This is a genomic window from Streptomyces subrutilus, assembly GCF_001746425.1.
Classification (GTDB): Bacteria; Actinomycetota; Actinomycetes; order Streptomycetales; family Streptomycetaceae; genus Streptomyces; species Streptomyces subrutilus_A.
Genome location: NZ_MEHK01000001.1, coordinates 6922404 through 6936299 on the forward strand (window position 1 = coordinate 6922404; position 13896 = coordinate 6936299).

The window sequence follows — 13896 nt, forward strand, 5'->3', positions numbered from 1 at the left end:
GGATCGAGGACCGTGTGAAGTAGCCGGATCACACCCGCGTGGAGGAAGTGCAGGTGGACCGCTGGCACGGCCTCGCCCGCGGACTGCCCCCGCCTCCCGCGGAGTCGATCCGGCACTGGGCCTGGTCACGGGCGGCTCGGGGCGCGGTGCAGGTACTCAAGGCGGTGCTGGGCCAGTTCCAGGTGCCGGGGGTCGAGGGCCGGCAGCTCGCGCAGCAGGCGGATGAGGTCCGGCCCTGTTTCCAGGGCTGCGCGCGGGTCCTTGAGCTGGGTCCAGCAGTAGAGCGCGCCCGCGGCCGCCGCGTGCACGTCGGCGGCGTCCGGGGCCTGGCAGCCCAGTCGGGCTCGGGCGGCAGCCGACCACAGCTCGGTCGCGAGCCGGAAGTCGCCGGCCATCCGGGCCAGGTCGGCCCGGATCTCCACCCAGTGCAGCGCCTCGCGCGACGCCGGCCCCTGCGTCTGGTGGACGTACTCCTCCCACGCCCGCGCGAGCAATGCGGCCTCGGAGTGCCGGCCCGCGGTGGCCAGGCCGTGAATGTGCGGGCGGGGGTCGTCGGGCGGCGCCGTGGCCGGGCCCTCCTGCGACAGGGGGACCTGTACCTCGACGCGCCGGCGCTCTTCAGCGGGGAGGTGCGCAACCCGCCCCGGTACGTGCCCGTACGCCGACCGCGCGGACACGCCGGGCGCGGCCGACCCGGGCGCGGCCGCCACGGCGAGCTCGCGGGCCCCGGGCAGGACGAGGGCGCCCGGCGGCAGGGCGGCCGCACCCACCGCGAGGGCGTGCAACCGCAGGTTCCCCGGCCGGGTGGGACTGGCGCGGAGCTGGTCGATCCAGGCCCGCGTATAACCGCTCACGACCGGGCCCCCGCCGTGCCAGCCGGGCGGGCAGACGACTCCGTACACCTCTGCCGACGGGGAGGCGGGCAGGCTGCCGTACTCCTGGAGCAGCGGCCAAGCCGCCTTGTCGGCCGCGAGGTCGAGCAGCACCGTCGTCAACCCGACCGGCCGGTCCCGCAGTTCCGCCCCGAGCCACTCCCACGGCAGCGCCGTGTAGCGAACCGTGCCGGCCGTGGTCCCGGCCAGCGCCAGGTGCAGCCGGTTCCCCCGACCGTCGACGGTCAGCCGGCCCGAGAGGTACACCAGCAGCGGACCGGGCGTGGCGGCGGCCGTACGCAGCCGCATCAACACCGTGTTCGGATCCCGCGCCCCGTCCAGGTACGTCGTGTCACACGGAACGCCGCTGTTCAGCAACCCCGACGCGGGCACCACACCCAGCGCGGCCAGGTTCGCGCTCGGCGCCACCTGGACACCGCGGCGCCTTACCGCGGCATCTCCCGCTATGAGGAGCACGTGGCCCCGCTGCTCTCCCAGCCCGAAGTTGTGCATGAGCAGACCGTACTCACTCGCCGCGCTTCAAGAACCGGTCCGCCCTCACCCGGCGGACCACCGGAACTGTATGCCGTCCGGCTTCCTCCCGCCGCTCCAGCACTCCCGCGGCGGCCAGTTGCACGAGCACCCCGTCCAGGGCGTTCCCCAACGGGGTGTCCGTCCGGCACACCCCCTTGACCTGGCCGCCCCCTCGGTCCCGGGGACCGGGCCGGCCGCACCGCAAACCGTTCGCGCGGCGTTCCACGCGCCGCGTACGGTCTGCGCATGACGAGGACCACGCCGGCCAGACCAGTGTCCGTCGAGGCCGTGTTCCCCGGCCTGGCCCACCACCGGGGCCGGACGACCCGGCTGCACCCCAGGCCGGGGCGGCCCGGCAGGCGCGACAGCCATGTCGGCGGGCCGATGCCGTGGCCGCGAGGCGAGCCGTGGCCGGTGTGCCGCGGAACACGGCCGCGACGCCCCCAGCTGTCAGTCCGACCTGTCGATTCCGCCCGGCTGGCGGGTCGGCGGCTTTCCCAGTTGGGCGTCGACGGGTCCGCTGAGCGTGGCCTGCGCGTCCTGCGCGGGGCCCATGCGGCTGCTGCTGACCGCCGGCGGCGATGAGATGGACGCCGACTCGCACAGCTGGGTACCGCTGGAGGACCGCGACCCGTCCCTGCGGGGGAAGCCCTCGATCCGGGGCGGCCGGTCCGTCGCCGAACCGACCCGGCTCCGCTTCGGCCGGGACCGGGACCTGCACGTCTTCACCTGCCGGGCCGACCCCGGCCACCCGCCCCAATGGGTGCCGGCCTGAGGCATCTCAGCGGTTCAGCGGGATCGGCGAGTCATCGGGACAGCGGCTCAGCGGCTCAGCGGCTCAGCGGTTAAGCCGAAGAGCCAGACCGTCGAGGACCACCTCGAGGCCGTACGCGAACTTCTCGTCGCGGATCCCTTTCGGATCCGCGTGCTGCGCGGTGGGCGCGAGGCGGGCGATGAAGTCGGCCTCGCTCTGCCCGGACTGGGCGACCGTGGTCAGCCAGGCCGACTCGGTCGTGGTCACGCCGATCACGTAGGAGTACACGGCGTCGATCGCGCCGTGCGGCTCGGGGAAGCCGGCGGCGGTGAACAGGACGCTCAGCCGCTCGGAGACGGCCGTCAGGTTGGGCCCCAGGTACGCGAGGCCGGCCCGGCCCAACACCCCGCACATCCACGGGTGGCGCAGGGTCGTCGCCCGGAAGGAGACGGCGAGGCGGGTGACGGCCATCCGCCAGTCCGGGCTGTCGGCGGCCGGGAGGGCGATTTCTGCCAGCACCTCGTCGACCGCCAGTTCCATCAGTTCGTCCTTGAGGGCGACGTGCCGGTAGAGGGAGGTCGCGCCGGCGTTCAGTCGGGCGCCGAGCTTGCGCATGCTCAGTGCTTCGATGCCCTCCTCGTCCAGCATGGCGATGGTCTCGCGGACGATCACCGCGCGGCTGAGCGCGGGCTGGCTCGGCGCCGCAGGGGGGCGCACCCACACGGAGGGGACGGGGTTGGCTTCAGCCGTGCCTGCCATGGTGCGGATCCTCCCGGGTTGCCAACTTCGTGGACTGCCAAGGGCGCTGGGCGGGCCGTCGCCCGTCCGCGCCCGCCCTTCGGCGGCACCGGTGAGGCGGGATGCACGGGGCGACCCGGCCCGACCCCCGAGGCGGGCCGGGTTGCTCCGTGCACCCAGCCGCTGCATCACGGTGGGGCGATCACCTGACGGCTTGCGAACACTGTACGCCAGATGGAGAACAGTGTTCGCACCCGGCGGCGCGGAGTCTGATCCGGGCCGTGTCCTGGCGTCGGCGGCCGGTCATCAGCGGCTGAACGGGGGTGTCGAAACGATACAGCTGCGGGCATTTGAGTGAACCGGCGTTCCCGGCGGTGCCGGCGGGTGGTTGGACCGGCCGACGCGCACATCGACCAGCGCTTCGCTTCGAACATCCTTATAGCTCGTAACACGATCATGAATCGTGTTTCTTGAGGCGTCTCCAGCAGATGAGGCTGCAGGCGAGGGAGACGAGCGCGTCGTGGAGTTCGGTGCGGCGTTCCCATCGGACGGCGAGGCGTTTGAACTGATGGAGCAGGGCGAAGGTCTGCTCCACGACGTAGCGGAGTTTGCCCATGCCCTTGATGTTCGGGGCTCCTTTGCGGGAGATGACGGGCAGGATCCGGCGTTTGCGCAGCTCTTCCCGGTTGGGGTTGGAGTCGTAGCCCTTGTCGCCGAGCAGGGCGTCCGGGCGTCTGCGGGGACGGCCGGGGCGGCCCGCCACTGGCGGGATGCCGTCGACCAGGGCGAGGGTCTGGGTGACGTCATTGACGTTCGCCGCGGTCGTGATGACCTTGAGCGGGGTGCCGCGTCCGTCGCAGATCAGGTGGTGCTTGCTGCCCGTCTTCCGCCGGTCGACCGGCGACGGACCGGTGTCGGCTCCCCCTTTTTCGCGCGAATGTGAGAGCCGTCCACGCATGCCCTGGACCAGTCGAGCCGGCCGGCCGCGTTCAGCTCGGCGAGCAGGATTCGGTGCAGCTGGTCGAAGACCCCGGCCTGCTGCCACCGCTCCAGTCTTCGCCAGCAGGTCTGTCCCGAGCCGAACCCCAGCTCAGGTGGCAGGAGTTGCCAGGCAATGTCGTTGTGCAGGACGTACAGGATGCCCTGCAGGCACAACCGGTCTGCGACCGGCCGCGGCCCTGGCGACCTCGTCGGCCAGGGCGGCAGCAGCGGCTCGATCAGCGCCCACAAGTCGTCGTCCACGATCCACGGCCGAGTGCTCACGCACTCACGAACGGCCGAATCATCACACCGGTTACGCCCGACCAGGGCATCTCACCAAGATCCTGTTACGAGCTATTAGGGGAGTCATGCGTATTCGTTCTGCTGTCACCGCATCCGTCCTGGCCGCCGGCATCCTGCTGGGCGGGGCCGGTGCCGCCCTGGCCAACGACGGGGGCGACAACGACTACTTCTCCGGCGGTCGCGCGGGCTTCTCGTCGGAGTGCTCCTCGGTCGCCGCGGTGCCCAGCAACCGTCCGGCCTTCACCGGACCGGTCTACACCTCGAGCTGTGCCACGCACGGCCTGGCGGAGTGGGCGAAGGGGCACCACGTGGGCGCCTGACCAGGGCTCGCGCCGCGGGGGCGGACCGACAGCGACGTCGGCCGCCCCCGCGGCGTTTCCCGGCCGACACCCGCCGCAGGAGCCCGGCCCGGATACCGGAGCGGGCGGCCGGCTGCTCGGCGGTCAAGGCCCTTCGGCGAGGTGGGCGGGGATGTCGTGGACCACGACGGCGCGCAGGGCGCGGGCAGGGGCATGGCCGTACGTCAGGTCGTGCAGGGGCGAGGACGGAACGTGGCTGTTCTCGGTGGCGAATGCGGGGGAGTACGGCTTCCCGTGAATGCCGATGAGAAACGGCCGTGTTACTCGCGCATGGTCGGGGAGTGTGGGGGCATTCGGCTCTCTGGAGGTTGATAACCATGGTTCCCCTGCTTCTCGTTCTTCTGCTCGCACTGATTCTGTTCGGCGCCGGTTTCGCGGTGAAGATTCTCTGGTGGGTCGCGATCGCGGTTCTGGTGTTGTGGCTGATCGGTTTCGTCGCTCGGCCGAAGGGCAGTAGCGGCCGCTGGTACCGCTGGTAGCGGACCGGCAGACGTAGAGGTCAGACCTCTACGACGGTGGCGGCGGCCTGTCATTCCTCTCCTCGGATGGGTGACAGGCCGCCGCCATTTCCGCGTGTGCGCAGTCCGATTTCCGGCCTCGCCTCAGATCCGGAACGTGTGAAAGAGGGCTTACGGGGCACGTGGATTGCAGGCGGTACGCCCAACCCGCCGAGCATGACGTACGGAACAGGTGGGGAATGGCGCGAGATTGTTCTCCGCGCCCGCCGTCCCCGATTCACCGGAGGAGTTGTTTTCGCGTGACTGAGCATGTGTGGAGTTACAAGTCGACCGCGGGCTACGTGCAGGGCACGGACCTGACCGGGTTCACGGTCGAGGCGACCGACGGAAGCGTCGGCAAGGTCGACAAGCACTCCGACGAGGTCGGCGATGCCTATCTGGTCGTGGACACGGGAGTGTGGATCTTCGGCAAGGAGATCCTGATGCCGGCGAGTACCGTCGTCAGCATCGACCCGGAGGAGAAGACGGTCTTCGTCGACCGGACCAGGGGCCAGATCAAGGAGGCCCCCGAGTTCGACCGCGACAAGCACCTCGGCGACGCCCGCTACCGCGGAGAGCTGGGCGCCTACTACGGCGCCGGCATCCCCTTCGGCGGCCGCCCCGCCTGATCCCCGCTCGACCCGGCTCGGGCCCCGGCACCCTCCACGGGCGCCGGGGCCCGAGCCGTCGGCGGGAACAGATGCCACGTTTCTGCGGTGAAAGGCTGCCCCCGAGCGGGTGACCGCGCAGGCCGACTCCTGCGTCTCGCAACGCCGGGCACGCTACAAACCTCGCGTGACCAGGAACCTGCTGCGGAGCGCGCCCGCGCTCCTCCTCGTACTCATGCCCCTGCTTCCCCCCCCCGCGTCCGCGGACGGCGACCGGCGGGAGGCCGGCCGACCCGACCCCGTCGTCTTCGTCCACGGCTGGAACTCCGACGGCTCCACCTGGGAGACCATGGCCGGGCGCTTCCGGGCGGACGGCTGGCCGACCGGTCACCTCGACCAGTGGACCTACAACGCCACACAGTCCAACGCGACGACCGCCGCACAGCTCGCCGACGAAATCGAGCGCGTCCTGGAATCCACCGGCGCCGCCGAGGTCGACGTCGTCACCCATTCGATGGGCGCCCTGTCGTCCCGCTACTACCTCAAGAACCTCGGCGGCGCTTCGAAGGTCGACGCCTGGGTCTCCCTGGCGGGAGCCAACCACGGCACCGAAACCGCACGCTGGTGCGGCGGCGCCCCGTGCGTCGAGATGCGACCGGGGTCCACCTTCCTGAGCGCTCTCAACGCCGGTGACGAAACCCCAGGTTCGCCCCGCTACGCCACATGGGGCTCACCGTGCGACATGGTCATCAACCCGGGGAGCAGCGTTGCCCTCTCCGGTGCCCTCAACAGCACGACGACCTGCCTTGACCACAGCGCGCTGACGACCGACCAGACGGTCTACGGCGCGGTCCGGGCGCACGTCAGCCAGGCACCGTCCGGCCCTGCTGTCACCGGCTGATCCGGGAGCGGGTGAGGTGTTCGTAGCACCCAAGGAAGGCGAAGACCGGCCGGATCAGCTGAACGGCCGGTCTTGTACGGACCTACGTCCCGAGACGGGGGAGCGGCGACCGCCGACCGGTGCCTTGTGGTGGTCCACCGGCCCGGGCGGGTGCTTCACCCACCCGTCGCCGCCTCCGCCCCAGCCTCCGCGGGCACCGCCGCGGCCGCCTCCCAAGGGGGCGGCGTCCGCGATTCGGTCCACGCGGCGAGGGCGTCGCCGTCCACGCAGACGATGTCGCAGGCGGCGGCGTACTCCGCGGCCGGAGCGGTGAACGCGCTGGTGGTCACGACGACGGCCACATCCGCCTCGTGGACCGCGAAGCAGGTGCCGCCGAACCGCTGGAGGTCCTGCGATCCGACCCGGTTGCCCTCGCCGTAGTGCTTGCACTGGATGACCACGCGCAGCCCTTCCGCCGTCGTGGCGATCACATCGGCCCCCAAGTCACCGGCCCCGCCCACCACTTCCACCTGGGGGCAGCCGTCCCGGGCGCACAACGCCGCGACCGCGTGCTCGAAGCCGTCGGCGTCCACAGCCGAGTGGTCCAGGGCCTCGGAGCCCACCTCGGGCAGGCCGGCCGCCTCCGGTACGGCTTCCACCCCGGCCGCCGACGGGGAGCCGGGAGCCGTCCCCACCGGCCCATCCCCCCAGCCCGGTCCGCGCGAGCCCGCGACGCGCAGGCGGGAGCGGCGTCGGTCCGGCGCCACGCTCCACCGCGCCAGCGCCACCCCGGCCGCGAAGACGACCGCCGTGACGATCGGCATCACCGGCATGCCGCCGCCCGCCACCGCGGTCGTCTTGACGAACACGGCCGCGCCACCCAGGCATATCCCCACCAGCCCCACCGCCAACACCACGTCACGCCCCACCGACGCCGCGCCATGGCCGCCCTCGCGACGCCGCCCTCGCGATACCGTCATACGGGCCCCCTCCTCACTCTTCCCGAGATGCGCCTCCTCGGCGCCGCCCCCTCTCGCCACCGCCACGGCCGATCACCGCCCGGCCGATGGCGGACCAGGAACGTCTCCCCTCGTCTGGTCGGGATCTCCGGATCCAAACGGGCTGGTGCACCAGGACTTTCGCCGGTCAGAGGCCGCGCCGAGTCCGGGGCCGGGCGAGCCGGCGCATCATCCGGCGGGGTGTGGCAACAAGATCCCCATGACGCGAGAACACGGTTCCGCCGCGCTGCACAGGACCTGGCCGTTGCTGCTCCTGCCGGTCCAGGCAGGCCTGATGGTGGCCCTGGGCACTCTGCTCACCGGACCTGCCGCGGAGCAGGGACGGTTGCGATGGGAGGAGCGGGCCAGTCGGGATCTCGCCGCGGAACGCGCCGCACCGCTGACGGCCGTCACGCGGTGGCTCTCCGCACTGGCCGACACGGAGACCGTGATCGGCGTGACCGCGGTCTGCATCGTGGCGCTGCTCGTCCTGCCGCGCGTCGCGTGGCGGGCCGAGGCCGTCTTCCTCGCCGCATCCGTCGCCGCGCAGTCGGCCGTGTTCCTGCTGGTGACGGCGATCGTGCGGCGGCCGCGTCCCGATGTCCCCCGGCTGGACGGCGCGCCACCGACCTCCAGCTTCCCCTCCGGGCACGTGGGGGCCTCCGTCGCCCTGTACGCGGGACTGGCCGTGATCGTGCTGCTGAGGACACGCGGCCGCGGCCGCTGGCGGTACGCCGCCGTGGCGGCTGCGCTGCTGGTGCCGGCGGCCGTCGCACTGTCGCGGGTGTACCGGGGCATGCACCACCCCACGGACGTGGTTGGCGGGCTGCTCAACGGCGCGGTGACGCTGCTGATCGTCGGGTCCGTGGTCCTGTCCGGCCGCGCCGCGCAGGCGCCCGCAACGACGCGTACCGGCACGCCCGGCCGAACGCGCACGGCCGTACGGGCCCTGACGGCCCGCTACTGCGGCCCGGACGCCGCCTTGGGCGTGCGGCTGCTCCTGACCACCGCCGTCACGGCCGCGGTGTCGATGCCGTTCGCTCTCGCGCTGGTGCTGGTGGAGTCCCGCTGGCCGCCGCTGTACCGCCTCGACCAGACCGCTGCCGAGCGGCTGCACGAGGCCGCCCTCCGCCATCCCGGCTGGGTGCGCGTGCTCAGGGTCCTGACGGACTTCGTATGGGATCCCGTGACGATGCGGCTGCTGGTGGCCCTGCTGGTGCTCTGGCTCCTGACCCGCCGCGCCTGGCGGCTCGCGGCCTGGGCGTCCGTGACCGCGGTGGCCGGCGCCCTGACCGGGGTGCTGACCAAGATCGTGGTGGAGCGCGCACGGCCCCACCTGCCCGATCCGGTCGCCCACTCGCCAGGGTTCTCCTTCCCGTCCGGCCACGCGATGACGGCCGTCACCTCGTGCGCCGTCCTCCTGCTGGTCCTGCTGCCCCTGGTGCCCCGCGCCTGGCGACCCCTGCCCTGGGCGCTCGCGATCACTTCCGCGGTGGGGGTCGCCTACACGCGCGTCGCGCTGGGCGTGCACTGGGTGAGCGACGTGGTGGGCGGATGGCTGCTCGGCCTCGCCGTGGTCACCGCGACGACGCTGGTCTTCGAAGCCTGGCGAGCGGACACCGGGCAGCGCCGCACGGACGTGACGCGGGAGGGTCTGGAGCCGGAGCTCTCGGCCCCCGCACCCGAACCGCCCCTGGACCTGCGCGACGCCTGACGGGTCACCCGGGGCCGGGAACGACAGCGGCGGGGGCCGGGCCCCACCGAGCGGCGGGTCTACACCTGGCCGAGGTCCGCACTCACCCACCGTGACGGACGCATGTGGATCACGACCTGCTCGCCGTGGTTCTTCCACGCGTCGTCGACATAGCCGTCCACCTTCTCGGCCGGCAGGTACCGGGAGGAGATCGACACCAACTGCTCGCGCAGCGCCGGAACGGTCGAGACGACCGGCCCCTCGACCGATACGTACCGGATGGTCGGCTCCAGGCGGTCGACCATCAGGCTGAACCGGCCTGCGGACGCGATCAGTTCCGCCTTGCGGGAGTCGCGGCCGGTCATGATCCAGATGTCGCCGCCGGGGGAGTAGCCGTACCAGATCGGCACCGTCAGCGGCGCACGGTCCTCGCCCGCGCTCACGGCGAGGGCGGCGATGTGGGGTTCGGCGAGGAACTGCTCACGCTCGGTCCGGGACAGTGCCACAACATCCTCCTTCAAACGGGCATGCGTACTCCCGGGCAACACCCTGCCCTCCGGGCCCATTCCCCGCCGAGGGAAACCCGCCCGGATGGGGTACCGGATGGGGAACTGTCCGCCGGCGCACGGCGGTTGTCCGCCCGGCCGGCTCCAGGAGATGCCGTCTGCCCGTGCGCGACCACGGGCGGCGCGTCGCAGTTCGACGCCGTCGGCGCGCCGGCTGGTGCCGGGGAGTGCGCCGACGGCCGCGGCGCACTCCCCCCCACCCCGGCCGGTCCAGGCATGGGGAGGCGCCGCGGCCCGGCGAGCGGTCCTACGACGGCACGGGAGCGGCGGGAAGCGGTTCGTCGGCCTCCGGCTCGTGCGGGGGATCGCTGAGCTGGTCGCGCAGGTAGTTCCAGACGACGGCGATGAGCGCGGCCGCCGGGACGGCCAGCAGCGCCCCCACGACGCCGGCCAGGCTGCCGCCCAGTGTGACGGCCAGCAGGACCACCGCCGCGTGGAGACCGAGACCGCGGCTCTGGATCATGGGCTGGAACACGTTGCCCTCGAGCTGCTGCACCGCGACGATGATAGCCAGCACGATCAGCGCGTCCGTCAGACCGTTCGACACCAGCGCGATGAGCACCGCCACCAGACCGGCGAACAGGGCTCCCACGATCGGCACGAACGCGGAGACGAAGGTCAGCACCGCCAGCGGCAGCACCAGGGGCACGCCCACGATCCACAGGCCCAGGCCGATGAACACGGCGTCGAGGAGGCCGACGAAGGCCTGGGACCGGACGAACGAGCCCAGGGTCAGCCAGCCGCGCGCGGCCACGACCGGGACGTCGGTGGCGAGCCGGCCCGGGAGCTGGCGGGTGAGCCACGGCAGGAAGCGGGGGCCGTCCTTGAGGAAGAAGAACATCAGGAAGAGCGCCAGCACAGCGGTGACCAGGCCGTTGAAGACGGTGCTCACCCCCGTGACGACGGTGGAGACGGCGCTGCCGACGCTGTTCTGGAGGCGGTCCATCGCGGTGTCGAAGGCGCCGGTGATCTGGTCGTCGCCTATGTTCAGCGGCGGCCCGGCCGCCCACTCGCGCAGCCGCTGGATGCCCGCGGCGACGCCGTCGACCAGTTCGCCGGACTGGGACGCCACGGGCACGGCGATCAGCGCCATGATGCCCGCGGCGACCAGGAGGAACAGTACGGTCACCACGGAGGCGGCCAGAGCGGGCCGCCACCCCCGCCGGCGCAGGAACGCGGCCAGGGGCCAGGTCAGGGTGGTGAGGAACAGAGCGACTATGAGCGGCCAGACGACCGACCACATCCGGCCCAGAACCCACAGGGCCACCGCCGCCATGACGAGGACCACCAACAACTCGGCGGAAACCCGTGCCGACGTACGGAGCGCGGCGGTGGCCCGCGCGGAGCTCAATGTGGAAGACATGGGGTCACCCTAGTCACAGTCGGTTCCCGGCCGGGCACCGCCGCTGACGGCGCACGGCCCGGGCGCGGGGCGCGCCCCCCGAGCGGCTCAAGAGCTCCGCCCCGCCTCGTGTTCGGCCATCCTCTGGAACTCGCCCAGGTCGTAGTTGGCCAGCGTCGAGTCGAGGTTGGTCAGCGCGCCCAGGTGCTCGAGGAAGCCCTTCGGCTCGTACTCGATCTGAAGGGTCACCCGGCTCTCGGTGTCGCTGAGCCGGTGGAAGGTGACCACCCCCGCGTGGTGGACCCCCTCGGTGGTCCGCCACGCGATGCGCTCCTGCGGGATCACCTCGGTCAGCTCCGCCACGAAGCCCTTGTCGGCGCCCGGCAGGGAGACCTGCCAGGCGAACGTCGCCGCGTCGATGCGATCGACGTGCTTGACGTGGCTGAGGAAGGCGGGCCAGCGCTCCACGTCCTGCCACAGGGACCAGCTCACGGCCACCGGTGCCTTGATGTCGACCGCTTCGAGAACTGAGGACGCCATGGGTCATCTCCTCCGGGTAACGGAATGTGAACGTGACTCGGTCTCCCCTCCGCTACCCGGAGGATCACGTTTCACCGCCGCCGGTTCGCGGCGACGCGGCTCCAGGTGGTGGCGCCGCCGCCGCGGGGCGGATGGCAGGATGGCTGGATGGACATCCTCCGCAGGAACAACGTCAAGGTCATCGGATCAGCCGGCAAGCCCGTGGTCATGATGGCGCACGGGTTCGGCTGCGATCAGAATATGTGGCGCCTGGTGGCGCCCGCCCTGGCCGAGGAATTCCAGGTGGTCCTGTTCGACTACGTGGGTTCGGGCGGCTCGGAACCGTCCGCATGGAACGACCAGCGGTACGCCGCGCTGGACGGCTACGCCCACGACGTGACCGAGATCTGCGAAGCCCTGGACCTGCGCGACGTGGCCTTCGTCGGGCACTCGGTCAGCGCGATGGTCGGGGTCCTCGCGGCGGCCGCGGCCCCGGAGCGGCTCTCCTCCTTGGTCATGGTCGGCCCCTCGCCGTGCTACATCGACGACGACACCTATCGCGGCGGCTTCACCGCCGAGGACATCGACGAGCTGCTGGAGTCGCTCGAGTCCAACTACCTCGGCTGGTCGGCCGCCATGGCGCCGGTCATCATGGGCAACCCGGAGCGGCCGGAACTGGGGGAGGAGCTGACCAACAGCTTCTGCGCCACCGATCCGGCCAAGGCCCGCGTCTTCGCCCGCACCACGTTCCTCTCCGACAGCCGCGACGACCTGAAGTCGGTGGCCGTGCCCACGCTGGTGCTCGAATGCACCCAGGACGTCATCGCACCGCGAGAGGTGGGCGCGTACGTGCACGCGGCCATCCCCGGCAGCCGTCTGGTCACCCTCGACGCGACGGGCCACTGCCCCCAGTTGAGCGCACCGGAGGCCACCGCGTCAGCCATCAGGGCGTTCATCCGGAACCTGTCGTGATGTGCCGCACCGCCCAGAACCCGGAACGGCCGGAGGGCGACCAGGAGGCGACCGACGTCGCGTTTTCCACCCTGCTGGAGGACACCGCCGAGGAACTCTACGAGTCGGCGCCCTGCGGCTACCTGTCCACCCTGATGGACGGCACCATCGCCAAGATCAACCAGACGCTCCTGGACTGGCTCGGCCTCACGCGTGAGGCGGTCGTGGGCCGCAAACGGTTCACGGACCTGCTGACCGTCGGGGGCAAGCTCTACCACGAGACGCATTTCGCGCCGCTGCTGCGCATGCAGGGAAAGATCAGCGAGATCGCGCTGGAGCTCAAGGCATCCGGCGGCAGACGGCTCCCCGTCCTGGTCACCTCCACGGTCAAGACCAGCAGCGACGGCGAGCCGATGCTGATCCGCACCACCGTCTTCGACGCCCGGCAGCGCCGCGCCTACGAAACCGAGCTGCTGCGCGAGCGCCAGGTGGCGGAAGAGGCACGCCGCCAGGCCGAAGCCGACCGGGAGCGGCTCCGGGAAGCGCTCACGGTGCTGCAGCAGAGCCTGCTGCCCGACACCCTGCCCGCGGTGCCGGGCATGGAGGCGGCCTCCTACTACCACACCGCCTCCATCGACAGGCTCGGCGGCGACTTCTACGACCTGTTCCCGCTGGACGACAGGCGCTGGGCGTTCTTCCTGGGCGACGTCTGCGGCAAGGGTCCCCAGGCCGCCGCCGTGACCTCGCTGACCCGCTACACCCTGCGCGCCGCGGCCCTCCTCGACGCCGACCCCGCGGCCGCGCTGAACACCCTGAACACGGTGCTGCACGAGCGGTTCTCCGGTGGGGACCCGCGCTACTGCACCGCGATCGTCGGCGTCATGGAACCCGGCGCCACCACCGGTACGACAGACGTGCGCATCGCGTCCGGCGGCCATCCGCCCGCTCTCGTGCTGCGGGCCGGGGGACGGGCCGACTACCTCCCCACCCCGGGCGGCCTCCTCGTCGGCATCCTGCCCGATCCCCATTTCACCTCCGCCGAGACCACGCTCGGCCCCGGCGACACCCTGCTCCTCTACACCGACGGCCTCACCGAGGCCCGTACCGGTACGCCCCGCGAGCTCTACGGGGAGGACGCCCTGCGCGCCTTCGCCGCCGACCACACGCACGGCGGGCCGCAGGAGCTGATCACCGCCCTCACCGGGCTCCTGGACGGTTTCGGCGAGGGCTTGGACGACGACACCGCCCTCCTCGCCCTCGGCATACCCCAGCCCCTCCCCGTCACGCGGAGCGCGAACTGA

15 protein-coding genes and 1 pseudogene are annotated in these 13896 nt (G+C 71.9%); 9 read left to right on the forward strand and 7 right to left on the reverse strand.

What is annotated here, in order from left to right; genetic code table 11:
* Positions 1-125 precede the first annotated feature (125 nt).
* Positions 126-1385: a hypothetical protein gene (locus BGK67_RS31605; protein WP_069923265.1), complete on the reverse strand. Its 1260-nt coding sequence runs from the start codon at positions 1383-1385 to the stop codon at positions 126-128.
* 574 nt (positions 1386-1959) lie between these two features.
* Here BGK67_RS31605 and BGK67_RS41035 point away from each other — a divergent pair.
* Complete coding sequence (locus BGK67_RS41035) at positions 1960-2181, forward strand: hypothetical protein (protein ID WP_069923266.1); 222 nt, start codon at positions 1960-1962, stop codon at positions 2179-2181.
* A 63-nt stretch (positions 2182-2244) separates the two neighbouring features.
* Here the strand turns inward: BGK67_RS41035 and BGK67_RS31615 are convergent, their stop codons facing one another.
* Together BGK67_RS31615 and BGK67_RS36705 are read right to left on the reverse strand one after the other, a co-directional pair.
* The gene (locus BGK67_RS31615; protein ID WP_069923267.1) at positions 2245-2919 is read right to left on the reverse strand and encodes a TetR/AcrR family transcriptional regulator; all 675 of its coding nucleotides are present in this window, start codon (positions 2917-2919) and stop codon (positions 2245-2247) included.
* A gap of 433 nt (positions 2920-3352) precedes the next feature.
* Positions 3353-4161 (reverse strand): IS5 family transposase gene (locus BGK67_RS36705; protein ID WP_432215423.1). Its coding sequence is split into 2 segments (ribosomal slippage): positions 3353-3826 and positions 3829-4161, totalling 807 coding nucleotides; the frame shifts between segments, so codons are not numbered across the junction.
* 86 nt (positions 4162-4247) lie between these two features.
* Between BGK67_RS36705 and BGK67_RS31625 the strand changes: the two genes are divergently transcribed.
* The 4 genes from BGK67_RS31625 to BGK67_RS31640 all read left to right on the forward strand — a co-directional run bounded on the left by BGK67_RS31625 (position 4248) and on the right by BGK67_RS31640 (position 6547).
* Positions 4248-4502 (forward strand): hypothetical protein, encoded by a 255-nt coding sequence (locus BGK67_RS31625; protein ID WP_244291374.1) that lies wholly within the window; start codon positions 4248-4250, stop codon positions 4500-4502.
* Positions 4503-4858: 356 nt separating this feature from the next.
* Positions 4859-5020 carry a hydrophobic protein gene (locus BGK67_RS31630; RefSeq protein WP_069924257.1) on the forward strand — a complete coding sequence of 54 codons (162 nt, stop codon included), beginning with the start codon at positions 4859-4861 and terminating at the stop codon, positions 5018-5020.
* A gap of 278 nt (positions 5021-5298) precedes the next feature.
* Positions 5299-5667, forward strand: a complete 369-nt coding sequence (locus tag BGK67_RS31635) for a PRC domain containing protein (protein ID WP_069923268.1) — start codon at positions 5299-5301, stop codon at positions 5665-5667.
* Between the two features lie 166 nt (positions 5668-5833).
* Entirely contained in the window at positions 5834-6547 is a 714-nt protein-coding gene (locus BGK67_RS31640) for an esterase/lipase family protein (protein ID WP_244291375.1), read from the forward strand.
* Between the two features lie 155 nt (positions 6548-6702).
* On the opposite strand, the gene BGK67_RS31645 is transcribed toward BGK67_RS31640, so the two are convergent.
* A complete protein-coding gene (locus BGK67_RS31645; RefSeq protein WP_079154702.1) occupies positions 6703-7506 on the reverse strand; it encodes a restriction endonuclease in 804 nt (267 codons plus the stop codon).
* A gap of 313 nt (positions 7507-7819) precedes the next feature.
* Here BGK67_RS31645 and BGK67_RS40325 point away from each other — a divergent pair.
* Both BGK67_RS40325 and BGK67_RS39155 read left to right on the forward strand, forming a co-directional pair.
* Positions 7820-8371 (forward strand): annotated as a pseudogene (locus BGK67_RS40325) (phosphatase PAP2 family protein); the annotation flags it as partial.
* Between the two features lie 102 nt (positions 8372-8473).
* Positions 8474-9238, forward strand: coding sequence for a phosphatase PAP2 family protein (locus BGK67_RS39155; RefSeq protein ID WP_069924260.1), 765 nt, complete (start codon positions 8474-8476; stop codon positions 9236-9238).
* 59 nt (positions 9239-9297) lie between these two features.
* Here the strand turns inward: BGK67_RS39155 and BGK67_RS31655 are convergent, their stop codons facing one another.
* From BGK67_RS31655 to BGK67_RS31665, 3 genes are all read right to left on the reverse strand, one after another.
* Entirely contained in the window at positions 9298-9723 is a 426-nt protein-coding gene (locus BGK67_RS31655; RefSeq protein WP_069923269.1) for a pyridoxamine 5'-phosphate oxidase family protein, read from the reverse strand.
* Between the two features lie 307 nt (positions 9724-10030).
* On the reverse strand, positions 10031-11146 hold the full coding sequence (locus tag BGK67_RS31660; protein WP_069923270.1) for an AI-2E family transporter: 1116 nt from the start codon (positions 11144-11146) through the stop codon (positions 10031-10033).
* Between the two features lie 87 nt (positions 11147-11233).
* Positions 11234-11665 (reverse strand): SRPBCC family protein, encoded by a 432-nt coding sequence (locus BGK67_RS31665; RefSeq protein WP_069923271.1) that lies wholly within the window; start codon positions 11663-11665, stop codon positions 11234-11236.
* Between the two features lie 147 nt (positions 11666-11812).
* Here BGK67_RS31665 and BGK67_RS31670 point away from each other — a divergent pair, with 147 nt between their 5' ends.
* Both BGK67_RS31670 and BGK67_RS31675 read left to right on the forward strand, forming a co-directional pair.
* On the forward strand, positions 11813-12616 hold the full coding sequence (locus BGK67_RS31670) for an alpha/beta fold hydrolase (protein ID WP_069923272.1): 804 nt from the start codon (positions 11813-11815) through the stop codon (positions 12614-12616).
* The gene (locus BGK67_RS31675; RefSeq protein WP_208948769.1) at positions 12616-13896 is read left to right on the forward strand and encodes a PP2C family protein-serine/threonine phosphatase; all 1281 of its coding nucleotides are present in this window, start codon (positions 12616-12618) and stop codon (positions 13894-13896) included. Before BGK67_RS31670 ends, BGK67_RS31675 begins: the two co-directional genes overlap by 1 nt.